The 23904-nt window shown below is 67.3% G+C and carries 26 protein-coding genes; 15 read left to right on the top strand and 11 right to left on the bottom strand.

What is annotated here, in order from left to right; genetic code table 11:
- Positions 1–17: 17 nt before the first annotated feature.
- From CDO44_RS16970 to CDO44_RS16935, 8 genes are all read right to left on the bottom strand, one after another.
- A complete protein-coding gene (locus CDO44_RS16970) occupies positions 18–341 on the bottom strand; it encodes an EscU/YscU/HrcU family type III secretion system export apparatus switch protein (protein ID WP_087781433.1) in 324 nt (107 codons plus the stop codon).
- Positions 338–1618, bottom strand: a complete 1281-nt coding sequence (locus CDO44_RS16965; RefSeq protein WP_087781432.1) for a flagellar hook-length control protein FliK — start codon at positions 1616–1618, stop codon at positions 338–340. Before CDO44_RS16965 ends, CDO44_RS16970 begins: the two co-directional genes overlap by 4 nt.
- A 115-nt stretch (positions 1619–1733) precedes the next feature.
- Complete coding sequence (locus CDO44_RS16960) at positions 1734–2111, bottom strand: flagellar protein FliT (RefSeq protein ID WP_087781431.1); 378 nt, start codon at positions 2109–2111, stop codon at positions 1734–1736.
- A gap of 18 nt (positions 2112–2129) precedes the next feature.
- Positions 2130–2537, bottom strand: a complete 408-nt coding sequence (fliS, locus tag CDO44_RS16955) for a flagellar export chaperone FliS (RefSeq protein WP_087781430.1) — start codon at positions 2535–2537, stop codon at positions 2130–2132.
- Positions 2538–2554: 17 nt separating this feature from the next.
- The gene (gene fliD, locus CDO44_RS16950) at positions 2555–4012 is read right to left on the bottom strand and encodes a flagellar filament capping protein FliD (RefSeq protein ID WP_087781429.1); all 1458 of its coding nucleotides are present in this window, start codon (positions 4010–4012) and stop codon (positions 2555–2557) included.
- Between the two features lie 31 nt (positions 4013–4043).
- Positions 4044–4406 (bottom strand): flagellar protein FlaG, encoded by a 363-nt coding sequence (locus CDO44_RS16945; protein WP_087781428.1) that lies wholly within the window; start codon positions 4404–4406, stop codon positions 4044–4046.
- Between the two features lie 191 nt (positions 4407–4597).
- A complete protein-coding gene (locus CDO44_RS16940) occupies positions 4598–5836 on the bottom strand; it encodes a flagellin (RefSeq protein WP_087781427.1) in 1239 nt (412 codons plus the stop codon).
- A 338-nt stretch (positions 5837–6174) separates the two neighbouring features.
- Positions 6175–7311, bottom strand: coding sequence for a PAS domain-containing protein (locus CDO44_RS16935; protein ID WP_158213316.1), 1137 nt, complete (start codon positions 7309–7311; stop codon positions 6175–6177).
- Between the two features lie 305 nt (positions 7312–7616).
- Here CDO44_RS16935 and flhD point away from each other — a divergent pair, with 305 nt between their 5' ends.
- From flhD to CDO44_RS16875, 12 genes are all read left to right on the top strand, one after another.
- Positions 7617–7931 (top strand): flagellar transcriptional regulator FlhD, encoded by a 315-nt coding sequence (flhD, locus tag CDO44_RS16930; RefSeq protein WP_087781475.1) that lies wholly within the window; start codon positions 7617–7619, stop codon positions 7929–7931.
- Positions 7932–7970: 39 nt separating this feature from the next.
- Positions 7971–8519, top strand: coding sequence for a flagellar transcriptional regulator FlhC (gene flhC / locus CDO44_RS16925; protein WP_087781425.1), 549 nt, complete (start codon positions 7971–7973; stop codon positions 8517–8519).
- 238 nt (positions 8520–8757) lie between these two features.
- Complete coding sequence (motA, locus tag CDO44_RS16920) at positions 8758–9618, top strand: flagellar motor stator protein MotA (protein ID WP_087781424.1); 861 nt, start codon at positions 8758–8760, stop codon at positions 9616–9618.
- A gap of 21 nt (positions 9619–9639) precedes the next feature.
- Complete coding sequence (gene motB / locus CDO44_RS16915; RefSeq protein WP_087781423.1) at positions 9640–10548, top strand: flagellar motor protein MotB; 909 nt, start codon at positions 9640–9642, stop codon at positions 10546–10548.
- 39 nt (positions 10549–10587) lie between these two features.
- Positions 10588–11550, top strand: a complete 963-nt coding sequence (locus CDO44_RS16910; protein ID WP_087781422.1) for a chemotaxis protein — start codon at positions 10588–10590, stop codon at positions 11548–11550.
- On the top strand, positions 11540–11935 hold the full coding sequence (gene cheY / locus CDO44_RS16905) for a chemotaxis response regulator CheY (protein ID WP_087781421.1): 396 nt from the start codon (positions 11540–11542) through the stop codon (positions 11933–11935). The genes CDO44_RS16910 and cheY overlap by 11 nt, the downstream gene beginning before the upstream one ends.
- Positions 11935–12684 carry a protein phosphatase CheZ gene (gene cheZ / locus CDO44_RS16900; protein ID WP_087781420.1) on the top strand — a complete coding sequence of 250 codons (750 nt, stop codon included), beginning with the start codon at positions 11935–11937 and terminating at the stop codon, positions 12682–12684. The genes cheY and cheZ overlap by 1 nt, the downstream gene beginning before the upstream one ends.
- Positions 12685–12697: 13 nt before the next feature.
- Entirely contained in the window at positions 12698–14524 is a 1827-nt protein-coding gene (locus CDO44_RS16895) for a chemotaxis protein CheA (protein ID WP_087781419.1), read from the top strand.
- 441 nt (positions 14525–14965) lie between these two features.
- Complete coding sequence (gene flhB / locus CDO44_RS16890) at positions 14966–16135, top strand: flagellar biosynthesis protein FlhB (protein ID WP_233146226.1); 1170 nt, start codon at positions 14966–14968, stop codon at positions 16133–16135.
- On the top strand, positions 16132–18219 hold the full coding sequence (gene flhA / locus CDO44_RS16885; RefSeq protein ID WP_087781417.1) for a flagellar biosynthesis protein FlhA: 2088 nt from the start codon (positions 16132–16134) through the stop codon (positions 18217–18219). Before flhB ends, flhA begins: the two co-directional genes overlap by 4 nt.
- 37 nt (positions 18220–18256) lie before the next feature.
- The gene (gene flhF / locus CDO44_RS16880; protein ID WP_087781416.1) at positions 18257–19852 is read left to right on the top strand and encodes a flagellar biosynthesis protein FlhF; all 1596 of its coding nucleotides are present in this window, start codon (positions 18257–18259) and stop codon (positions 19850–19852) included.
- A gap of 49 nt (positions 19853–19901) precedes the next feature.
- The gene (locus tag CDO44_RS16875; protein ID WP_087781474.1) at positions 19902–20624 is read left to right on the top strand and encodes an RNA polymerase sigma factor FliA; all 723 of its coding nucleotides are present in this window, start codon (positions 19902–19904) and stop codon (positions 20622–20624) included.
- A gap of 12 nt (positions 20625–20636) precedes the next feature.
- Here CDO44_RS16875 and CDO44_RS16870 read toward each other — a convergent pair whose 3' ends face one another.
- The 3 genes from CDO44_RS16870 to flgA form a co-directional block, all read right to left on the bottom strand.
- Positions 20637–20993, bottom strand: a complete 357-nt coding sequence (locus tag CDO44_RS16870) for a hypothetical protein (protein ID WP_087781415.1) — start codon at positions 20991–20993, stop codon at positions 20637–20639.
- Positions 20990–21280, bottom strand: a complete 291-nt coding sequence (flgM, locus tag CDO44_RS16865) for a flagellar biosynthesis anti-sigma factor FlgM (protein ID WP_198951375.1) — start codon at positions 21278–21280, stop codon at positions 20990–20992. Before flgM ends, CDO44_RS16870 begins: the two co-directional genes overlap by 4 nt.
- A 153-nt stretch (positions 21281–21433) precedes the next feature.
- Complete coding sequence (flgA, locus tag CDO44_RS16860; RefSeq protein ID WP_087781414.1) at positions 21434–22201, bottom strand: flagellar basal body P-ring formation chaperone FlgA; 768 nt, start codon at positions 22199–22201, stop codon at positions 21434–21436.
- 174 nt (positions 22202–22375) lie between these two features.
- Here flgA and flgB point away from each other — a divergent pair, with 174 nt between their 5' ends.
- The 3 genes from flgB to CDO44_RS16845 are packed head-to-tail and all read left to right on the top strand — an operon-like array spanning position 22376 to position 23891.
- Positions 22376–22795, top strand: coding sequence for a flagellar basal body rod protein FlgB (gene flgB, locus CDO44_RS16855; protein ID WP_087781413.1), 420 nt, complete (start codon positions 22376–22378; stop codon positions 22793–22795).
- Positions 22796–22811: 16 nt separating this feature from the next.
- Positions 22812–23222, top strand: a complete 411-nt coding sequence (flgC, locus tag CDO44_RS16850) for a flagellar basal body rod protein FlgC (protein WP_087781412.1) — start codon at positions 22812–22814, stop codon at positions 23220–23222.
- A gap of 9 nt (positions 23223–23231) precedes the next feature.
- Positions 23232–23891, top strand: a complete 660-nt coding sequence (locus tag CDO44_RS16845; RefSeq protein ID WP_087781411.1) for a flagellar hook assembly protein FlgD — start codon at positions 23232–23234, stop codon at positions 23889–23891.
- Positions 23892–23904: the final 13 nt, after the last annotated feature.

Genomic DNA, 23904 nt, shown 5'->3' with positions numbered 1-23904 from the left:
GCGGCGCGCGGGCCGTTTCAGGGCGCTTCCGCGCGCCGGGCCGCGGCTTCGTCCTGCCGGTAGACCCAGGCCAGTACCTCGGCCACCGCCACGTAGAGCGACGGCGGGATGCGCGCATCCAGATCCACCTTCATCAACAGATCGATCAGTTCGCGCGAACTGTGGACGAACACGCCCGCCTCCTTGGCGCGGCGCAGGATTTCCTCGGCGATCAGGCCGCTGCCCTTGGCCACCACGATGGGCGTCTTGCGTTCTTTTTCGTAGCGCAGGGCGACGGCCAGGCTGCGCTTGGGGTCATCGTCGTCCCCGGGTGTCTCGGGGGAGCTGTCGGAATCCTTCATGTGCGGGCGGGCGAGCGGGAAGCGGTGGCGATGCGCAGGTCGGACATCCGCAGGCCCTGGCTGTCCAGGGCTTGCTGCAGATCCAGTCCGCCGGCGGCCAGCTGCGCCTGTACGTCGCGCAGCCGTTGACCGCGCAGTGCCTTGGTGTCGGGGCGGATCGCCACCTGGGCGTCCGTGCCGGATAGGGACACGTTGACTTCCAGCTTGCCCAGGTGAGGCGTATCCACCTGGATGCGCACGCGCCAGGCCAGGGGCAGGTCGGGATCGTGCCGGCTGTCGGCATCCGGTTCCACCTCGAGTGTGAAGGGCTGTTCGCCCCATGTGCCCTCGAGCAGCAAGCGTCCGCTCGCCAGCAGGGCGATCTGGTCCTGCACCAGGGGGCGCATGTCCGCGGGTATTGCGCCAAGCGCGGCTTGCAAACCCTTTGCGGCGTTTTGCTCGGGCGTAGACGGAGGCTGCGCCGCGGGCGCGGACGAGGGGGCTTCGGGCGGAGTCCGGGGCGGGGGGCCAGGGGAGAAGGCGGCCTGGGGTTCGGCGCGCAGCGCTTCCAGCGAGCGCCGGCCCTCCCGCCATTCCTGCAGGTGCGATTCGTAGAACAGGCCGGAGTGTTCGATGGCCTGTTGCATGCGTTGCGCCGCCACGGCGGGGGCGGTATCGGCGGCGATGTTCAGCGAGGCGAGCGGAACGCCGCGTTGCAGCCCGCCACCTTCGCTCACCAGGGCGAACAGCAGGCGGGCCGAGCCGCTCAACTGGATTTTCGTGTCGCCGGTCTCGGTCTTGAGTTCCGCCAGCGCCGGCAGGGGGACGGGCGAAACGCCGCGCGGCGAGGCGGCCGCGCCGGCGCGATCGGCCTTGTCGCCCGCGGCGGGCGCGGGTCCCGAGGCCGTGCCCGGCCCGCTCCGCGCCTCGCGTTCGCCCGGTTCGCGCAGCCCGGCCTTGCCCAGCCCTTGACCCTGGAGAAAGGTGCGGTCGTCCAGCAGGCGCAGGATGACGTTCGCGCCAGGGCTCAGTGCCTGGCGGGTGTTGACGAGATAAGGCTTGCCGCCTATGTCGACCAGCGCCTCGTTCTCGTTGTTGGCCTGGATGACCGTCGCGCGCACGAGCCCGTGCGGCAACGCCGTGCCGCCGGGCGGCCGCGCGCTGGCGCCGCCCGCGCGCGAACCCGGGACGTTGAGCAGCCGGGCCAGGATGGCCTCGCGCGCGTCCTCGCGGTAACGCTCCCAGCTCTGTACCGGCGCGACGCCGGTGATTGCGCGGGCCTGGCGACTATCTACCAAACCGATCTCCAGTAACCGTCCATGACGGCCGCGTATTGTGCACCAAGCCGCATTGCGCGCGGGGTGCCGCCGCGTGACTCGAACGGAAGCTGGGCGAGGGCATGTCCGGTGGGGGCTAGCGGAAGGACGAATAGACCGGGTGGCGGGGCCGGGTGGGGCGGATGATTTGCTCGAGCTCCTTCATCCAGGGCTGGGCGAGATCGCGGATGGCGGCGTCGTCGGCGAGCACCTGCTGGATGAGGGCGATGCAGTGCTCGCGCTCGGCCTCGGCCAGGGATTCCGTGCCGGGGGACGCCAATTGCCGCAGGTGTTCCGTGCGGCGCGCGCATTCGGCTTCATGCGATGCGACTTCGTCCCAGTCGCCGCGCCTTGCGGCATCCAGCATGGCGGCGCTCAGCCGCGCAAGCTCCGCGTAGGCCGCCAGCAGCGGGGCGCCGGCCGGGACGGGGTCCTGCACTGCGGGGGAGGCACCTCTGGACGGTGTGGCCGACATCGCGATCTCCTTGCCGAATCAGGCGGCAGCTTGGGTCTTGGGTTCGATGGAGGCCCATGCGTCGCGCAAGCCTTCCAGCAACTGCGCGACTTCTTCCAGGACGGCGCCGTCGTTGTCGATGCTGGCCTGCAGCGCACGCCGGCACATGTAGTCGTACAAGGCATTGAGCTGGCCGGCGATGTCGCCGCCCGCCTTGTGGTCGAGGCTGGCCCGCAGGCCTTCGTCGATGATGCGCGCGGCCCGCGAGACGGCCTGGGTCTTGCCCGCCGGATCGTTGGCCTGTATGCATCCCTGGGCGCGCCGCAGCGAGGCCAGCGCGCCATCGTACAGCATGAGGATGAGCGCATGCGGGCTGGAGGTCGAGACGCCGGTTTCCACACCTATGCTGGCATAGGCCCGGGCGCCGAAGCTTGCGAATCCTGACACGTCGTTCTCCCGGCCCGCTACGAACGCAGGCCCTTGAGGGCTTCGAGCTGTTGGCTCAGAAAGCTGGAAGTGTTGTTCATCTGAGTGAGCACCGAATCGAGCGCGGTGAATTGCGCCCGGTATCTGGCCTCGATCTGCTTGAGCCGGCCCTGCAGTTGCACCTGCTGGTTCTGCAAGGTCTTGGTGGTGGAATTCAGGCCGTCCACGCGAGAGTCGATCAGGCCCTTGGCATTGACCACGGCGTCGAGTTCGGCGGTGAAGCGCTCGGCGATGTTCCGGCCGTCGCCATAGGCTTGCGGGTCGAAGAGCTTGGCGATGGCGTCGGCATCGGAGGCCATCGCCTTGTCGAACCGGGCAGTGTCGAGCTTGAGCGTGCCATCGGCCTGGAAGCTGACGCCTATCGAGGCGAGCGAGGTGTATTGGCCCTTGGCGCCCTGGACCGGGCCGAAGACCTCGTTGCGGATCCGGGACATCACGTCGCGCACCAGGCTGTCGCCCGCCAGGGGGCCGGTGGTGCCGGCCTCTCCCTTGGTCGCGCTGGGCGTGTTGACCGCCAGCGAGTTGGCCGTGGTCAGGAGCTTGTTGTAGGCGTCGACCATCGATTGCAGCGCGGCGCGGCCTTTGGAAGTGTCGTTGCCTATCGTGATCGTGCTGCTGCCGGCCTTGACCAGGTTCAGCGTGACGCCGTCGATCGCGGTGTCGACCTTGTTGCCGGCGCTCGACATGACCAGCCCGTCGATCGTGAACTGGGCGTCGGCGGCCTTTTGCAGCCTGCTCATCTGGCTGGCCGCGCCAGCGCTGTACTCGGGGGCGGTGGACGGGTCGTAATCGAGGAACGAGAGCGGCGTACCCGTGCCCCCGGGCGTTCCGGCCGCCGTGATCCTGAAGGCCTGGGCCTCGCCGGTCTCCTTGGCCGTCAGCACGAGCCGGGTGCCGCTGCCGTCGGTGATGAGCGAGGCCGTCACGCCGATGTCGGCCTTATTGATGGCGTCGCGCACGCCCTCGAGCGTGTTCTTGCCGTCTTCGATCGTCACGGTCTTGGCTCCGCCCGAGCCCGGTACGAAGGCTCCTCCTTCGACGCTGCCGAAGGTGAACGTGAGCTTGCCCGGCTGCACCAGCGCCTTGCCGTCGGCCAGGCCGGCGCTGACGGCTTTTTCCGCCTTCGCCAGCGATACGACCTCGAGCGCATACGTGCCCTTGGTGGCGGCGTTGGTCGCCGTCGCGGTGGCCACGTCGGAAGCCGACGTTGAAGCGCCCGCGCCGTTGAATTTCTCGGGGGTCAGGGCCTTGACCGCGTCGCGCAGCGTCGACAGCGCGCTGCGAAGCTGCCCGTACGCCGAGATCTTCGATTGGGCGCTAGCTTCCTGCGTCTGCAGTTTGGTCAGCGGCACCGACTCGGCCGCCATCAGGTTGGACAGCAGGGTCGTCAAGTCGAGCCCCGAGCCGATGCCGAGGGCGGATCCTACGCTTGCCAAGATGGGCTCCTTTTAACCATGGGGATGCGGCTCAGGCCTTGCCGTCGAGCAGCAGTCCCTTGAGTTGATCCAGCGACCGGCTCAAGGCCAGGGCCTGCTCGGACGGAATCTGGCGGATGACGTCCTGCGTGTCGCCGTCGACGATCTTGACGACGACGGTACCGCTGTCCTCGTCGATGCTGAAGGTCAGGTTGTGGGTGGCCAACGGGATGAACTGGTTGAAATTGTCGACCGCGGCTTGCAACTGCTCGAGATCCGGGACCTGCGACGTGATGGGCAGCGAAGGATCGAGCTGGTTCGACGTGCCGCGCGGCGACACCTGCGCAATGGCCGGCGTCATCGCGGTCACGCTGGGGCGTGTGTCTGCCGGGTTGCCGAGGGCGGCGATGCTCATGAGGACTCCAGGGGCGAAGGCGGCGGGAAGAGCCGGCGCAATGAATGGCTATGCCTGGGTTATCGGGGAAATGCGGGGGAACTTGAGGGTGGGGACTGCCGGGTTCCGGCGTCGAAAACAAAAGGCCCAGCCTGCGGCATGGGCCTTGCGGGCGGCCCCTTGGGAGACCGCCGTGGCTTCGAAAACGCCGATCAGCCGCGGAGCAGCGTCAGGACGTTGTTCGGCAGCGAGTTGGCCTGGGCCAGCATCGCGGTGCCGGCCTGCTGCAGGATCTGGCCGCGCGTCAGCGAGGCGGTTTCCGCGGCGAAGTCGGCGTCCATGATCCGGCTGCGCGAGGCAGACAGGTTCTCGGACGTGGTCTGCAGCGTCGAGACCACCGAGCTGAACCGGTTCTGGATGGCGCCCAGGTCGGCACGGGACTCGTTGATGGACTTCAGCGCGGCATCCATGGCCAGGATGACCTTGTCGGCGTTGGCGGCGGTCTTGATGTCCAGGTTCTTGAAGCCGACCTGAGCATCGCCGGATTCGCCGTCGATGTAGCTGGGGGCGGCCGCGCCGCCGAACTCGAATTTCTCCAGCGAGGACAGTTCCAGCGCATCGCCCGCGTCGTTGATCGATGCGTTGACGCGGCCGCCGGTGGCCTTGGTGATTTCGGCCGCCACGCTTTCCAGGTGCTGGCGGATGGCGGCCTTGTTGGCTGCGTCGATGTCGGCGTCGTCGTTCGAAGCCGGCGTCACGCTGACGGCGGCGATCTCGCCCAGGTTGATCGCGGTGGTGTCGTCGCCCACGGTGACGGAGATCCCGCCCGGGGCAATGGAGGCGAACTTGGCTGCGGTCGGGGGAGCGGAGGCGGTCGCGCCGGCTGCCGCGGCCGTTCCGGGAGTGGTGATGGCGGCGGTGGTAACCGAGTAGCTCGTGCCCAGCGCCGAGGTATTGGCGTTGATGATGCTGTCGATGCTGATGCGCTGGCCGGCGTTGGCGCCGACCTGGAACGACTTGCTGGTGAACGAGCCGTCCAGCAGGTTGGTGCCGTTGAAGGACGTGTCGCGCGCGACGCGGTCGATTTCGGCGGTCAGCTGCGAGACTTCTTTTTGCAGCGCGATGCGGTCGCTGTCGGAGTTGGTCGCGTTGCGCGACTGCACGGCCAGTTCGCGGATGCGCTGCAGGTTGCTGCCGATCTGGCTCAAAGCGCCTTCGGCGGTCTGCGCCAGCGAGATGCCGTCATTGGCGTTGCGCACGGCCTGGTTCAGGCCGGTGATCTGGGTGGTCATGCGCTCGGAGATCGCCAGGCCGGCGGCGTCGTCCTTGGCGCTGTTGATGCGCAGGCCGGTCGAGAGGCGCTGCAGCGAGGTGTTGACCGCGTTCTGCGAGCTGGTCAGGTTGCGCTGCGCGTTGAGCGAAGCGATGTTGGTGTTGATGACTTGTGCCATGACTTATCTCCGTGAGGGTGAGTCATATCTTCGTTCCGGGCCTTGGGCCCGCCATATGCATCTGCGGCCGGAGGTCCTTCCGCAACTGCCCCTTGGCCATGTGACGGCGGTGCGTGCGAGAGCGGATGTGCCAGCACCGCCGACACTTTCTTGCGTAGTGCAAGCGCGGCCGCGTTGAGGCAATTAACGGGGTGGGGTCTCGAAACTTTAGGAGGGGAAGGCGGCGGGACGGAAAAAAATACCGCTAAAGTTTCCTCGCTTCGATCCGAATTGGCGCACCCGTACGGTCCATGCGCCGCGCAGCCCGGAGATGCGTGGCCGTGCGCGGGCCCGGCGTGTCAGCTTGGCGTTTCCAGCGTGAAGTAGAACGTCGCGCCCTGTCCGGGCGCGCTTTCGGCCCAGATCTGGCCGCCGTGGCGGCTGACGATGCGGCGGACGGTGGCCAGCCCGATGCCGGTGCCGGGGAAGTCGCTGGCCCGGTGGAAGCGCTGGAAGGCGCCGAACATGCGCTCGGCGTTTTGCATGTCGAAGCCCGCGCCGTTGTCGCGCACGAAATAGATCGTGCAGGCGCCGCGCGAGAAGCAGCCGAACTGGATGCGGGCCTCGGCCTGCCTGCTCGTGAACTTCCACGCGTTGCCCAGCAGATTGTCGAGCGCAATGCGCATCAGGCCGGCATCGCATTCGGCGTAGGTGGGGGCGGGCAGCTCCACCTCGACCGACCGGCCGGGATGCGCGCTGCGCAGGTTGGAGACGGTGTCGCGGGCGAGGGCGGTCAGGTCCACTTGTGTCTTGAGCAGTCCGCTCTGGTTGATGCGGGCGAGCTGCAGCAGGTCGGCGATCAGCCCGTCCATGCGGTGCGCGTTGTCGAGGATGTGCTGCAGGTGCTTGGCATTGGCATCGTCGAGCTGGCCGGCGAGCCGGCTTTCCAGCAGCTCGGCGAAGCCGGCGATCTGCCGCAGCGGGGCGCGCAGGTCGTGCGACACCGAGTAGGAGAATGCCTCGAGTTCTTCGTTGATGACGCTCAACTGATGCGTGCGCTGGGCCACCCGCTTCTCGAGCTCGTTCTGGATGCGGCGCGCCGCTTCCTGCTGCTCCATGTGCTGTGTGACGTCCTGGGCATAGCCGGAGACGGCGACGGCTTCGCCCTCGTCGTTGCACAGGCAGCTCATGTGGACCTCGAACCAGCGGGGCTCGCCGTCTACTGTCCAGATCTGCTCGAAGCGCTTGCGGGCGCGGGACTCGAGCAGTTGCCGGTGGCGCAGCGTATAGATGCGCGCAAGCGTTGCCGGCATGACCTCGTCCATGGTCCTGCCCAGGCAGTCGGCGGCCGACATGCCCATCAATTGCGCATAGGCTTGCGACACGTAGCGGTAGCGGCCGTCGCGGTCGACCACCCAGGTGGCGGCGGGCAGCGACTCCAGCGCCGCTTCCAGGAGGTCGCGGTCCTGTTCGGTCACGGCCGTGCCGCGTTGCATGGGTGGAATGACGTTTCGCATTTAGGTGTATAAATGAAACAGCTGATACAGTTTTTGTAAGAAAAATTCTTACAAGCCGAGTTTACCTAGGCAGACGTGAAATCCAGCCGGCTTCCAATGTCGATTTCGTAACAAGTGTCTGATAATTTACATATTGAATTGGTTGTCTGCGCCAAGAGTTTTGGACGGGGACGCTTGTGTTTCTCTTGCCCCAGCCGGGCATTTCCCTGAAAGGAATCGCGATGAGTCAAGTTTGCGACGTGGTCGATGTTGGCGTGCAGGCCCCGAAGGCCGAGGCTTCCTCCATGTCTCGGCTGAGCGAGGAAATCCGCGACGCCAACCTGACTTACCTGATGCTTGCGCAGCAAATGCTGCGGGTGGACCGCAGCGAGGCCCTTTATCGCCTGGGCATCTCGAGCGAGGTGGCCGACATCCTGCTGTCGCTGACGACCGCCCAGTTGCTCAAGATCGCCGGCTCGAGCATGCTCTTGGCCCGCTTTCGCTTCGACGACTCGCTGGTCTGGAATCTTCTTTCCTCGCCCAAGCGCGACGACGTTTCGCCCCGCATTCACGCCGCCATTCTGATGGCCGGCCGCACCGCCGCCATGGCCGCGTCCTGAGCCTTCCCGCCGTGCATAGACGTAGTACCCGGGGGTCGCATGGTCCGCGCTAAGAGCGTGCTGTCCGAAGCCCGGCAGATCGAGATCGCGTCCGAGCTGATCCGGCTCGACGCGCGCTTGCAGGTACTGGAGGCCGAGGTGCAGCTGTCGCGCGAGCGCCTGCTGCGCCTGTATCGCGAGATCCGAGGCAAATCCCCTCCCAAGGGCATGCTGCCGTTCTCGACGGATTGGTTCATGACCTGGCAGCCGAACATCCATGCTTCGCTGTTCATGAACATCCACCGGCACCAGCTCGGCATGGAGGACACGACGGCGGTGGAGGCCCTGATCCGCGCCTATCGCCTGTATCGCGAGCAGGTGCAGCAACTCGGCATGCCCGAAGTGCTGTCGATCACGCGGGCCTGGCGCCTGACGCGGTTCTTCGATGCGGGCATGCTCGGCATGACCGCTTGCACGTGTTGCGGCGGCGAGTTCGTCACGCATAGTTTCGAGCTGGCGCATCAGTATGTGTGCGGTTTATGCCACATGCCTTCGCGTGCCGGCAAGACCCGGCGCGCCGTGGAGGCGGCCAAGGCCTCCACGCGCTGATTGCGATCTTCCGCGCCTCAAGTTTTTCCCGGCGTGGCCGAAAACCCGTTCATGGCTCCGCGCAATGTGCCACCGGAGCCGGATTACCCCACGCAGGATAGCTTCCCCGGATATCCGGATCGTTCTCCGCCGCCACGCCAGGCAGCGAGTCCGGCCCAGGATGCGGTGGATCCGGCTCCGCCGGTCCGCCCGCATCGGCCCCCGGGGAGGCGTGCCAACGCGCAGGGGGGGACTCTATATGCTCGTCATCATTGGCTACATCATCGTTGGGGCGTCAGTGCTGGGCGGCTACGCCATGCACGGCGGCTCGCTGGGCGCGCTGTTTCAGCCGTTCGAACTCGTGATCATCGCCGGCGCCGCCATCGGCGCCTTCGTCTGCGGCAATTCCAGCAAGGTGGTCAAGGCCACGCTCAGGGCGCTGCCGACCACGTTGCACGGTTCCCGCTTCACCAAGCAGCGCTACCTCGACCTGCTCGCCCTGCTGTACGAGATCCTCAACCGGGTGCGGCGCGAGGGGCTGATGTCCATCGAGGCCGATGTCGAGGAGCCGCAGAACAGTCCGCTGTTTCAGAAATATCCGGCGTTGCTGGCCGACGAGCACCTGGTCGAGTTCGTCACCGACTACCTGCGGCTCATGGTCAGCGGCAACCTGAATCCGCTCGAGCTCGAGGCGCTGATGGACCAGGAGATCGACACCCACCACCAGGAAGCCAGCGTGCCGGCGCACGCCATCCAGCGCATCGCCGACGGCCTGCCGGCCTTCGGCATCGTCGCCGCCGTCATGGGCGTGGTCAACGTCATGGGCTCGGTCGGCGATCCGCCCGCGGTGCTGGGTGCCAAGATCGGCGCCGCCCTGGTCGGCACCTTCGTCGGCATTCTGCTGGCCTACGGCATCGTCGGGCCGCTTGCCTCGGTGCTGGAACAGAAGGTGAGCGAAAGCAGCAAGCAGCTCGAGTGCATCAAGGTCGCCCTGCTGGCCAGCCTGAACGGCTACGCGCCGGCGCTGGCGGTGGAGTTCGGCCGCAAGGTCCTGTTCTCGACGGAACGTCCGACGTTCGGCGAGCTGGAAGACACGGTGCGGGGCAAGTCCGCCGCCTGACGGCGCGGCAAGGGGTCGGTCATGGCAGGCAAAGACGGCGTTGCACCCATCATCATCCGGCGGTCCCGCCGGCGCGGGCACAAGGCGCACGGCGCCGGCATGTGGAAGATCGCCTATGCCGACTTCGTGACCGCGATGATGGCGTTCTTTCTCTTGATGTGGCTGCTCACCACCTCGGCCCAGGCCGATCTGGAAGGTATCTCCGAGTACTTCCGGACGCCGCTGCGGGTGGCCGTGACCACCGGCAGCGTGGCCGGAGACCCGGTCAGCGTGCTGACAGGCGGGCAGCACATGAGCCCGCGCATCACGCCGCAGCGCCGCGCCAGCGACGAAGAGCAGGAGGCCCGCGAGCGCCGCAAGCTCGAGGGGTTGAAGTCCGAGCTGGAAAGCCTGATCTTCACCCAGCCCACGCTCAAGCAGTTCAAGGACCAGATCCTGCTGGATTTCACCGACGAGGGGCTGCGTATCCAGATCGTCGACGAGAAGAACCGGCCCATGTTCGACAGCGGCAAGACCGTGCTCAAGGACTACAGCCGCGTCATCCTGGACGAGCTCGCCCGCGTGCTCAACGGCGTGGAGAACAAGATCTCGATCTCGGGCCATACCGATTCCGCGCCGTACGCCGGCGGCGATACCGGCTACAGCAACTGGGAACTGTCGGCCGACCGCGCCAATGCGGCACGCCGCGAGATGCTCAACGCCGGCATGCAGCCGGACAAGGCCTTGCGGGTGGTCGGGCTGTCGGATTCGGTGCCTTTCAACCGCGACGATGTGCGCGCGGCGGAAAACCGGCGCATCAGCATCGTGGTGCTGAACAAGCGCAGCGAAGAATTTCTCAAGAAAGGCGGGGTTTATGTCGATGTACCCGCCATTCCGGATACCTTGGACGGCGGGGCAACGCTGCGGGTGTCCGCGCTCGAATCGCAGTGAACACGGGGCCGGGGTCTTCCGGCCGGTATGGAGGATGCTATGGGTGCCGGTGACAATCGGTTGATGGAAATGGTGGACGAGAAGGCGCGGCTGGCGGGCTCCAACAAGATGGAGCTGCTGCTGTTCTCGCTGGGCGGCAGCGAGGTCTTCGGCATCAACGTGTTCAAGGTGCGCGAGGTCTGTGAAACCATCCCCATCACCAAGACGCCCAACGTGCCGCGGGGGGTGGAGGGCATCATCTCGCTGCGCGGCGCCATCCTGCCCGTGATCGACCTGGCCACGACGATCAACATGCAGGTCGACGCGCCCCGGACCAAGCTGCTTATCACCGAGTTCTCCAGCCATACCCAGGCTTTCCTGGTCGCCGACGTCGATCGCATCGTGCGCATCGACTGGGACAAGGTCAAGTCGCCGCAATCCATGCCATCGAACAATACCTCGTTCATGACCGCGCTGACCGAGCTGGCCGACGGCAAGCTGGTTTCCATCCTCGACGTCGAGCAGATCCTGGCCTCGGTGATCGGCGAGGACAAGATCCCGCCCGAGATCCAGCAGGTCGATGCCGACATCAAGGCGAACGTGTTCTTCGCCGATGATTCGACACTGGCGCGCAAGAAGATCACGGAAGTCCTGGACCGCATGGGGCTGCCTCACCAGCACGCCACCAACGGGGCGGACGCCTGGGAGAAACTCAAGGGCATCGCGGCGCGCGCCGAAGCCGAGAAGCTGCCGCTCGATCTCATGCTGGGGCTGATCCTGGTCGATGCCGAGATGCCGGAAATGGACGGCTACGTGCTCACCCGCCACATCAAGGCCGATCCGCGGTTCAGCAAGATCCCGGTCGTGATGCATTCATCGTTGTCGTCGGTCGCGAACAAGAAGCTCGGACAGCAGGTGGGAGTCGATGCCTATGTCGCGAAATTCCACCCCTCGGAACTGGCTAGTATGATCGCCGCTCAACTCACCCATATCAAGGCCAGAAAGGGAGCAAATGAAGCCTGACGATTTGAAGTTCCTTATCGTCGACGATTTCTCGACGATGCGGCGCATCGTCCGCAATCTGCTGAAGGAACTCGGCTACAACAACGCCGACGAGGCCGAGGACGGCCAGATCGCGCTCAGCAAGCTGCGCAGCGGCTTGTTCAATTTCGTGGTCAGCGACATCAACATGCCCAACATGAACGGCTTCGAGCTGCTGCGCGAAATCCGCGCCGACGAGCAGTTGAAGAAGCTGCCGGTGCTGCTGGTGACCGCCGAAGCCAAGAAGGAAGACATCGTTCTGGCGGCGCAGATCGGCGCCAATGGCTACATCGTCAAGCCTTTCACCAAGGCGACGTTGGAAGAGAAGCTGACCAAGATCGTGCAAAAAATGAACGGGAGCACGTAATGGCCCATACCGGCGATACCGAAGACCTCGAAGCGCTGTTCGACCAGATCTCTTCCGAGACGCTGGCCCGGCTCGACGCCACGCCTGCCGCCGAGATCGCGCCGGCGCCGCCGGCCGCGGCAGCCGCCGGCGGGGAAGGCGAGGATTCGCCCGAGTTCTATCAGCGGGTCGGCATGCTGACGCGGCAGCTGCACGATGCGCTGCGCGAGCTGGGCTACCACCAGAAGGTGGAGCAGGCCGTGCATTCGCTGCCGGACACCCGCCAACGCCTGGACTACATCGCCAGGCTGACCGGGCAGGCGGCCGAGCGCGCCTTGTCCAACGTCGAGAAGGGCCAGGAGATCCAGGAGGCCGTCGAACGCGAGGGCGCGCGGCTGAGCGGCCAATGGCAGCAGCTCTACGAGCGCAAGCTGGGCGTGGACGACTTCAAGCAGGTGGCGGCGGACACCAGCGCCTTCCTGCACCGCACGCAGGAAGATGCGCGCGCCACCCACGCCCTCCTGACCGACATCATGATGGCGCAGGATTTCCACGACCTGACCGGCCAGGTGATCCAGAAAGTCGTCAAGCTTGCCCAGGATTTCGAGGACGAACTCGTCAAGCTGCTGATCGAGAGCACGCCACCCGAGAAGCGGAATGCGGCCCACAGCGAGTGGATGAACGGGCCGGTCATCGACGCGTCCAGCCGCGACGACGTGGTGACCAACCAGGCGCAGGTCGACGACCTGCTCGAGAGCCTGGGTTTCTGAGCGAGAACAACGAGTGTCTGCCTTTTCCGACATGCAGGACCTGCTGGCCGACTTCCTGACCGAGGCCTCGGACCTGCTCGATGACGTCGATATCGGCCTGGTGGAGCTGGAGCAGCGGCCCGATGACGCCGGCCTCCTCAATCAGGTCTTCCGCGGCTTCCACACCGTCAAGGGCGGAGCCGGCTTCCTCGAGGCGACGCCGCTGGTGGAGCTCTGCCATCGCGGCGAGAACCTGCTCGACCTGCTGCGCGGCGGGTCCCTGCGCATCACGCCGGAGATCATGGACGTGATCCTGGCGGCAACGGGCGAGGTGCGGCGCATGTTCTCGGAAATGGAGCGCGGCGCGATGCCCGAGGCCGCGCCCGCCGGACTGCTCCGCGCGCTCGAGGCCGCGGCCAAGGGCGAAGCCTTCGATACGGACCTGCTGCGGGGCGGCCCCTCGGGCAACGAAACGGGCGATGCCGTCACCGCGCAGGCGCGTGCCGCGGCGGACCCGGCGCGTCCGGGTTCCGAGCCGGATTGGCTGGGCTACTACCGCGCGGCATTCGGCGATCCGCCCGGCACGCCCGCGAAAGCTGTCCCGGCACGAGAGCATCGGGAAGGCGTCCCGCCCGCGTCGAAGCCTTATCGGCCCGAGCTGCTGGCCCCCCCAGCCGGACCGGCGGCGGTGGCCAAGGATGCCACCATACGCGTGGACACCGCGCGCTTCGACCAGATCCTGAACCTGTCGGGCGAGATCGGCCTGACCAAGAACCGCCTGTCCTGCCTGCGCGACGCCCTGCTGGGCAGCCGCCGCGACGATGCCGCGGCCGAGACCCTCGATGCCGTCTTCAGCCAGCTCGATACCCTGGTCTCCGACCTGCAGTCGGCCGTCATGATGGCGCGCATGCAGCCCGTCGGCCGCGTGTTCCAGAAGTACTCGCGGCTGGCCCGGGACCTGGCGCGCCAGCTCGACAAGGACGTGGAACTCATCATCACCGGCGGCGAGACCGAAGTCGACAAGACCATCCTCGACGAGCTCAACGACCCGCTGGTGCACCTGATCCGCAACGCGGTGGATCACGGCATCGAGACCATGGTCGAACGCCGCTCGGTGGGCAAGCCCGCACGCGGCACCGTGCACCTGTCGGCGCGCCAGACGGGGGATTCCATCGTGGTCGAAGTCTCCGACGACGGCCGAGGCATGGATCCCGAAGTCATACGGCGCAAGGCGATCGAGAAAGGCGTCATCAGCGCCGAGGAAGCCGCGGTGCTGGATCACGCGCACTGCCTGCAGCTCATCTTCCTGCCGGGTTTCTCCACCCGCAGCGAGGTGAGCGACCTTTCCGGGCGCGGCGTGGGCATGGACGTGGTCAAGACCAACATCGAGAAGCTCAAGGGGCAGATCGACATCCAGTCCTCCCCAGGCATGGGCTCGCACATCGTGATCTCGCTGCCGCTGACCCTGGCCATCCTGCCCGTGCTGATGCTCAAGCTGGTGGACCAGCCCTATGCGATCCCGCTGTCCGTGGTGCGCGAAATCATCCCGCTGCGCCAGGAAGAGATGCACAGCGTCGGCAACAACCAGGCGCTCACCATACGCGGCGAGATCCTGCCGGTCATCGACCTGGCCACGTTGCTCGGCCGCGAGCGCCAGGAACCGCCGTCGCTGGCGGTCGTGCTGGCCCATGGCGATCGCCAGCTCGTGCTGGGCGTGGACGGCTTCATCGGCCAGGACGAGGTCATGATCAAGCCGCTGGAGGGCATCCACCCCCGAGGCGTGGCCGGCGCCACGCTGTCGGGCGACGGCACGCTGGTGCTGGTTCTGGAGATGAAGCAGCTGCTCGAGGGCATCTTTTAAGCTCACCCCCTCCGCGCTGCCGCGCGTCCCCCTCAAGGGGGCGATGCGGGTGGACCGGCGGAGCCGGATCCACCGCATCCTGGGTCTAGTACCGCTTTCTTGGAATGTGGCGCCTATGCTTCGCTGGCTGCCAGCGGCAGCAACGATGTGGCAATTGGAGAAAACGGTACTAGACCCAGGGCGCCGCGGATCCGGCTTTGCCGGTCCGCCAGCGCCGCCCCCTTGAGGGGGAGCGGCCGAAGGCCGCTAGGGGGTGGGCTTCCCTTGCGCGTAGGGGGGATTAACTCCTTTTCCCGCCTCTGTTCGACGCTTTGAGGCGCGCCGCTTTCGCAAATAATCCATACGCCGACGTGGCGGGGGCGGCTTGCGCTCGCCTGCACGTCCATGGCATCGGCCCGGGAGCGGTTATCGCCCCGGCGTTCGTCGATACCCCGGAATACCGTGTCAGATAATCAGGAAAGCGGCCAGGAAAAAACCCTGGCGCCCTCCCAGCGGCGGCTGGACCAGGCGCGCGAGGAAGGGCGCGTCGCGCGTTCGCGCGACCTGTCGGGGGCCATGGCGACCTTTGCCTGCGTGGCGGCGCTGGTCATCGCGGGCGCCGGCATTGCCGACCGCGCCATGAGCTGGATACGGGCCTCGTTCGCAGCGGCGGCCAGCACTGCCGCCGTTACCCGCGACGACGCCACGCTGCTCAAATCCCTGAACGAAGCGCTGGGCGACGCCTTGCTCGCGATTTCCCCCATCCTCGCGGCCGGCATGGCCGCGGGCATCCTCGGGTCGTTGGGATTGGGCGGCCTGGTGCTGTCCGGCAAGGCGCTGGGGCCGGATTTCAGCCGGCTTTCTCCCCTGAAGGGCTTCGGCCGGATTTTCTCGCTCGCCGGCTTGGGAGAACTGGGCAAGTCCTTGCTCAAGGTCGTGGTGCTGGGCGGCGTGGCCGCAATGCTGGTCTGGCATGGCGCCCAGGCCTGGCTGGCCCTGGTGCTGCCGTCGCCGCCGCAGGCCCTGGCCGAGCTCGGCGACATGCTGTCGAACCATGCGCTGGTGCTGGCCGGCGCGTTGTTCGTCATCGCCGCCGCGGATGTGCCGCTGCAGTGGTGGAATCATCACAAGAACCTGCGCATGACGTTCGAGGAAGCCAAGCAGGAGAACAAGGAAACCGAGGGCGACCCGCACGTGAAGGGGCGCATCCGCCAGTTGCAGCGGGACCGAGCCCGCTCGCGCATGATGCAGGCGGTGCCCACCGCCGACGTGGTGGTGACCAACCCCACCCATTACGCGGTGGCGCTGAAGTACGACGAAGGGAAAATGAGTGCGCCGCGCGTGGTCGCCAAGGGCACGGATGCCGTGGCCGCCAGGATTCGGGAACTCGCCGGGCAGCACAGGGTTACCGTGCTGGAAAGCCCCAAGCTGGCGCGCGCGCTGTACCGGCACGCCGAGATCGACCAGGAGGTCCCGGTGGCGCTGTACCGGGCGGTGGCGCAGGTGCTGGCCTATGTCTATCAGCTGCGGGACCATGTATCCGGCCCGCCGCCCGAACTCAAGCCTGTCGAGGTTCCGGCCGGCTGGGATCCGCTCGATGACGCCCCGCTGCGGCGAGGAGGCCGCGCATGACCGGGCGCAGCCTGAAGCTGGGCGGGCTGGAGTTCAACTCGTCGCAATTGCGCGAGCTGGGCATGCCGGCCTTCATCCTGCTGGTGCTGGGCATGATGCTGCTGCCCTTGCCGCCGCTGGTGCTGGACCTCCTGTTCACTTTCAACATCGCCATCTCGCTGCTGGTGCTGATGGTGTCCACCTACACCAAGCGGCCACTGGATTTCGCCGTCTTTCCCAGCGTGATCCTGGTGACGACCCTGCTGCGGCTGTCGCTCAACGTGGCTTCGACGCGCGTCGTGCTGCTGCACGGGCATACCGGTCCGGATGCGGCCGGCAAGGTCATCGAAGCCTTCGGCCAGTTCCTCGTGGGCGGCAATTTCGCCGTGGGCGTGGTCGTGTTCCTGGTGCTGGTCATCATCAACTTCGTCGTGGTCACCAAGGGCGCGGGGCGGATCGCCGAGGTCTCGGCCCGCTTCACCCTCGACGCCATGCCCGGCAAGCAAATGGCCATCGACGCCGACCTGAACGCAGGCCTGATCGACGAAGCCAGCGCGCGCAAGCGTCGCGCCGAGGTCGCGCAGGAGGCCGATTTCTACGGCGCGATGGACGGCGCTTCCAAGTTCGTGCGGGGGGACGCCATCGCCGGCATCCTGATCCTCTTCGTCAACATCATCGGCGGCCTGCTGATCGGCGTGGGACAGCATGGGCTCAGTTTTTCCGAGGCGGGACGCGCCTACGTCCTGCTGTCCATCGGCGACGGTTTGGTGGCGCAGGTGCCGGCGCTGCTGGTGTCCATCGCCGCGGGCCTCATCGTCTCGCGCGTAGGCGAGGGCGAGGACATCGGCACCGAGGTCGGCAAGCAGCTGCTCGGCACTCCGCAGGCAGTGGCCTTGTCGGCGGCCATCGTCGGCATGTTGGGGCTGGTGCCGGGCATGCCCAATCTCGCGTTCCTCGCGCTGGCGCTTTCCCTGGGCGGGCTGTCCTGGCACCTGGCGCGCCGGCGCAAGCTGGAAGCCGACAAGGCGGCCACAGCCGCCGTCCCGGCGGAGCCTGTGGAGTCGCAAGAGGCGAGCTGGGACGACGTCACCCAGGTCGACACCGTGGGGCTGGAGGTCGGGTACCGGCTGATTCCGCTGGTGGACAAGACGGGCGAGGGCGACCTGCTCAAGCGCATCAAGGCCTTGCGCAAGAAGTTCGCGCAAGACGTCGGCTTCCTGCCCGCCGCCGTGCATATCCGCGACAACCTGGAGCTGCGTCCGGGGGGCTACCGCATCACGCTCAAGGGCGTGGCCATCGGCGAGGGCGAGGTGCAGACCGGCGGTTTCCTCGCCATCAATCCCGGCCGCGTGACCCGGGAGGTGCCGGGAACGCCGACGCGCGATCCCGCCTTCGGGCTGCCGGCGATGTGGATCGAGGCCTCGACCCGCGAAGCGGCGCAGGCCGCCGGCTATACGGTGGTCGACATCGGCACGGTGATCGCCACCCATCTCTCGCACTTGCTGCACAACCATGCAGCCGACCTGCTGGGGCGCGCCGAGCTGCAGGCGCTGTGCGACCACTTCTCGCGCAGCACGCCCAAGCTGCTCGAAGATCTCGTGCCCAAGCTGCTTTCGATGGCGACCCTGCAGCGTGTCCTTCAATCGCTGCTCGACGAGGGCGTCCATATCCGCGACTTCGGCACCATCGTCGAGACCTTGTCCGAGCATGCCGTCCACACCCAGGACCCGGTGGAGCTGGTCGGCGCCGTGCGGGTCGCCCTGGGGCGCGCCATTACCCAGGGCATCTTCGGCGCCAATGGCGAGGTCGACGTGCTGGCGCTGGATCCGGAGCTCGAGCGCATCCTGCAGACCATCAGCACGAAGGCCGGCGAGATCAGCGCGATCGAACCCGGCCTGGCCGAGCGCCTGCTGAGCGAGGCGGCCGCGGCGGTCGAGAAGATGGATGCGGTGGGCAAGCCGGCCGCCCTGCTGGTGCCGGATCGATTGAGGCTGGCGCTGGCTCGCTTTTTCCGCCGTTCCGTGCCGCGCCTGAAGGTGCTGGCCCATTCCGAAATCCCCGAATCCCGTCTCATCCGCGTCGCGCTGACGCTGGGAGGGCGTTGAGCATGTCTCCTTTCATTAGCCTGCAGGTATCCACCCCATGAAGTTCCGCAAATTCATCGCTGCCTCCACGCGGGATTGCTTGCGCATGATGCGCGAAGCGCTGGGGGCCGACGCCATGATCGTCTCCACCCGCCGCACGCCGGCCGGCGTGGAAGTGGTCGGCATCCGGGCGCAGGACATGCCGCTCGCCGACGAAACGCCAGGGGATGCGGCGGCGGCCGATTCCACCCCCGCCATGGAGCCAGCCGCGTCGGCGCCGCCATCCGCCCCGGCGCTCTGGGACGACATGGAGGACGAGTCCGTGCGCCTGTCTCCCGCGGCCCGGGTGCTGGCCCGGCACGACGAAGCGGCCGCACGACCGGCGGAGCCTCCCCAGCCGCCGGAGCAGGGCGACCTTCCGCTCGCCCGATGGCCGCGCCTGCAGGAGGGACAGATCTCCCATCTCGTGCGCTCGGGCGGCGACTTTGCCGATCCTGCCCACGCCATGGCCGTCGCGGCGGCCGACGGCGAGGCTGGCAAACCGGTGCTGCAGCTCGGGCTGGTGCGTCACGGTGCCGAGAAGCGGCCGCCCCGGCGGGGCATGCCGCCGTCGCGGCCCGGCCGGCCGGCGGCGCAGCAACCCGCGGCGCCGGCTCGCCTCGACGAGCGCGACCGCGCCGAGCTGGTCAGCCGCGTATCCGAGCCCATCGTCAGCGAGATGCGTTCGATGCGCGATTGGCTGGCTCACCAGATGGACGCCATGGCGTGGCGCGACAGCACGCAGCGCCATCCGTTGCGCCGCGAGCTGTGGCGGCGCATGGTCGATTGCGGTTTCACTCCCGAACTGGCGCGCACCGTGACCTCGCGCCTGCCCGCTTCGCAAGCGGACGACCAGGGCGAGCGCTGGCTGGCCGAGGTCCTGGTGCGCAATCTCGCCTGCGTCGATGCCGACGCCAGTATCGTCGAGCGGGGCGGGCGCTATGCCATCGTCGGGCCGACCGGCGTGGGCAAGACCACCACGACCGCCAAGATCGCCGCTCATTGCGTGGTCAAGTACGGCGCCGGCGCGCTGGGCCTGATCTCGACCGACCAGAACCGTATCGGCGCCGTGGACCAGTTGCATACCTTCGGACGCATTCTCGGCGTGGAAGTCTACGCCGCGCGGGGAGGCAGCGATCTCGAAGTGTTGCTGGCCAGCATGGCCGACCGCCGCCTCGTCCTGATCGATACCGCCGGCGTGAGCCAGCGCGATACGCAGATGGCGCAGCACCTGCAAGCCATCGCCGCCGAAGGCGTGCAGCGCCTGCTGGTGGTGCCGGGCGGCTCGCATGCGGAACAGGCGGAGGACATCGTACGCGCCTATTCGGCCGGCGGACTGGCGGGCATGATCGTGTCCAAGCTGGACGAGGCCGTGCGCCTGGGCGGGGTGCTGGATGCGGCCATCCGCCATCGCTTGCCGGTGCATTACATGACCAACGGACAGCGCGTGCCCGAGGACATCCACGCGGCCAACGCGCGCCTCCTGGTCCACCGAGCGCTGCGGGCGCGCAATGCCCCGGTGTTCGCGCTCGAAGCCGAAGAGCTGGAATGGGCGAGCGCGGCCCCCGCCGCGTCGTGGACGGAATCCGTACCGCCGCAATCGGCCGAGGCCTGATCCATGGAGAAATTCGTTCCCACCCATGATTTTTTCCGGCGAGAAGCGAATGTATACGCGTGAAGGAACGCTGGCGCGCGAGATGAATATCGAGCAGTACATGCCGATGGTGCGCCGCATGGCCCACCACATGGTGGCGCGGCTGCCCGCCAGCGTGCAGATCGAGGACCTGATGCAGGCCGGCATGCTCGGCCTGCTCGACGCCCTCGGCCGTTTCGAGGAGGGCCTGGGCGCGCAGTTCGAGACCTATGCGACGCAGCGCATACGTGGTGCCATGCTGGACGAACTGCGCCGCGGCGACTGGTTGCCGCGCAGCGTGCGCCAGGTCCAGCGCAAGATCGAATCGGCCATGCAACGCTGCGAGCACAAGCTGGGGCGGGTGCCCACGGATGCCGAAATGGCGGCCGCGCTGGAGGTGAGCCTGGCCGACTACCAGCAGATGCTGGCCGAGGCGCGCGGCGTGCAGCTGTTCTACTACGAAGACCTGGACGGTGGCGAAGAGTCGGACGACTACCTCGATCGCCACGTGCCCGTGGACAATGCCGGCGATCCGCACCTGCGGCTGTCCGATCGGCGCTTTCGCGAGGCTGTCGTCAACGGCATCGAGCGCCTGCCCGAACGCGAGAAGCTCGTCATGGGCATGTACTACGAGCAAGAGATGAACTTCAAGGAAATCGCGGCGGTGCTGGGCGTGACCGAGTCGCGGATCTGCCAGCTCCATTCGCAGGCCGTGTCGCGCCTGCGCACGCGCTTGAAGGAATGGGGCCGCTAGCGGCAGGGGCGGTCAGCGGGAGAGCTGCCCGGTATTCGAGTAGGACAGGTCGGCCCCGCTGACGCGCGCCAACGCGGCCAGCCGCGCCGACGCGGATGCGGTGTTGAGTGTCGAGAGTTCCGCGCCGACCTTGAGCGGCTGGACGGCAGCCGTCAACCGCGCCAGCCATGCCTTGCGGACATCGGGCGCGGCCGCTTGCAAGGCGGGCAGCGCGTGGGGCAAGGCCCGCTGGACGTCGAGCACGCGCAGGCTCAGCGCCTGGGTGGCGTCGTCGATGCGATTCGTATCGGTGCCCGCAACCGCCTCGGCGAGCGTCCGGCCGGCCGAGGCGCAGCGGTCTACCACCACGGAGAATTCTTCCAGCGTCATGCCCGGCGCGCCAGCCCGCGTTCGATTTCAAGGAGCCGATCGGCCACCACTTCGGCGTTCACGGTGAACTCGCCGTTGCGTATCGCCTGCTTGATGCGCTCGACGTTCTCGGCATTGAAGGGGGCCTCGCCCGCGCTGAGCTGGCTGGTGGCCAGCGGGGAAAGCTGGACCGGGTTGGGTTCCGTTCCACCGGCGGCAGGCGGGGCCGGCGTCGCGGGACGGGCTTCCGTGCCCGCGGCGGGGCGGGAAACCTTGATCGAGTCAGGACCCTTTTGCGTGATTTTCACGATGCTGTTCCATCTGGTTGCCGTTGCGGACGGGCGTGCGCCGGACCTTGGCAGATGAGCCAATTATCGGCGTATGCGCGTCGAACTTTAGCATTCGCCCTCCCGCGCGGTACCGGGAGGCGCTACAGGATGTAAACGCCGGGTGAGCAGGCCCTAGAGGTTGACCTCGATCTCGCGGTCTTCGCGCAGGATGCCCGCCACGGTGCGGCCGGAGTCGAGCTGCACGCGCGCCGGCTGCCCGGGGCTGGCCTGGTGCAGCATCTTGCCGGTGGCCTTGATGGTGAAGCCGGCGCCGCTCAGGACGACTTGCACCGGATCGCCGGGCCCCAGGTGCGATCGCGATTGCACGGCCTGGGGCGGAATGGGTTCGCCGGCCTTGAGCGGACGGGTCGTGGTGGCGCCCTCGAGCTGGCGTGGATCGGTCGTGACGCCGCGCGGCCAGGCCGCCACGTTCACCTCCGACAATGACCAGTCGCTTTCCCGCAATACCGTTCCGGCGGGCAGCGGCCGACTAGGCACGGGCACCGGCACGAGCAGCGCGACCTCGGCCGGGATGCGGACCTGCCAAGGCTGGTGTGTGCAGCGCAGGCCGATCGAGGTCTTGCCCGTCGGCCGGCCGCCGGCGGGCAGGAAGACCTGCGGCGAGCAGGGGACCTGGGCCAGGCGCTCGGCCGCCTGGTCGGCCACGTGGACGTCGATGCGGCCGCCCAGCGCGGCGGCGGTGGCGGCGGCGCGCGCTTCGAGAAGCTGGCGGCCGCGTTCGAGCAGATCGGCCGCGGAGGGCCGTTCCAGGGCCGCCGTCGGGGCGGCCTCGGCTTGGGCGCTCCTGGACGGCGCCGCCGTGGGCGCCGCCCACAGCGGAACAGGGCCGATCGAGGCCAGCACGAGGGCCGCGGAGGCGGCGCAACCGGACCGTTTCATATGCCTGCTTCCGAGGTTGGAGGTGAGGCGACACTCTATCGCGCACCCGTGGCGAGGAAGGTGAAAACAAGGATGAAAAAGAGGCCTTACTCCGCCTTTCCTCGTGGCAGGGAATGCGAATAATGGCTAGGCCTGCGAAAAGGCCCACCGCCGCACGCGAGTACAGGAGGTCACGTGATCAGCCGCATAGGCGACGAACTGATGTTCAATGCGCAAGCCCTGACGTTGCGCGCCCAGCGCCAGGAGGTGCTGGCGTCCAACCTGGCCAATGCCGAGACGCCCAACTACAAGGCGCGGGATTTCGATTTCGGCGCCGCGTTGCGCGCGGCCACGGGAACCCCGGAACCGGACGCCGCGCTCGCGCCGCTGCGCCTGGCCACCACCGATGCCCGCCACCTTCGGGGCGAAGCCGCGGCCGGCCTTCCGGTGGCGCTCCGGTACCGCACGCCCACCCAGGCATCCATCGACGGCAACACCGTGGATCCCGACCTGGAGCGGACCCGCTTCGCCGACAACGCGCTGCGCTACGACGCGGCCCTGCGGATGCTGAACGGGCAGATCCAGACGCTCCAGCGCGCGATCCAGAACAATTGAGCGAGGCTGCAACACCATGTCCATGAACAAGGCATTCGAGATCGCCGGCTCGGCGCTCACCGCGAATAGCCAGCGCCTGAACGCCGTGGCGAGCAATCTCGCCAATGCCGAAAGCGTCAGCGGTCCCGACGGGGAGGTCTACCGGGCCCGCAAGGTGGTATTCGAGTCCTACCTCGTGCCGGGCGCAGCCGACGGCGGCAGCGGCGTGCGCGTAAGGGAGGTCGTGACCGATCCGTCGCCGCCCAAGCGCATCTACGATCCCCGGCACCCCATGGCCGACGCCGAGGGCTATATCAGCATGCCCAACGTCGAAGTGGTGGACGAGATGGTCGACATGATCGCCGCCTCGCGGGCCTACCAGACCAATGTCGAGGTCATGAACACGGCCAAGACCTTGATGCAGAAAACCCTGACTCTCGGCAGCTAAGGAATCGCCATGGCCGTCTCCAACGTCAACGGCAGCACCGGTACGAATGCGTCCGCCAACTCGCTCGGCGCGGCTTCCGCCGAGGAGCTGTCGAACCGCTTTCTTACCATGCTGACCGCGCAGATGCGCAACCAGGATCCGCTCAATCCGCTCGACAACGCCGAGCTGACTTCGCAGCTCGCCCAGATCAGCTCGGTCACCGGCATCAGTCAGCTCAATACCACCATGCAGTGGCTGGGCTACAGCATGGGCAGCCTGCAGGCCACCCAGGCCGCTTCGCTGATCGGCCGCAAGGTCATGCTGTCGGGCGACGGGCTCACGCTGGCCGAGGGCAAGGCCGAGGGCGGCTACGTGCTCAGCATCCCGGTCGAGAGCGCCGAGCTCGTCGTCAAGAATGCCGACGGCGTCGAGGTCGCGCGCCGCAAGCTCGACGACGTCGAGGCCGGCGTGCATGCCTTTGCCTGGGATGGCAAGGACGGCAAGGGCAACACCCTGCCCGACGGCGAATACAAGTTCGAGGTCCAGGTCGGCCAGGGTACGGAGGTCGGCGCGGCGCCGCCCCTCACCGTGTCCCAGATTACTTCGGTACGCCCGTCGTCGGGTTCGACCACCGTCGTCGACGCCAAGGGCAACATCGTCAATCTGTCCGACGTCTACCAGGTCTGGTAGCCGCGGACCCTGC

Origin of the sequence: Pigmentiphaga sp. NML080357 (genome assembly GCF_002188465.1) — a bacterium.
Lineage (GTDB): Bacteria > Pseudomonadota > Gammaproteobacteria > Burkholderiales > Burkholderiaceae_B > Pigmentiphaga.
The sequence above is the reverse complement of the archived record's forward strand: the minus strand, read 5'-3'. Positions and strand labels throughout refer to the sequence as shown.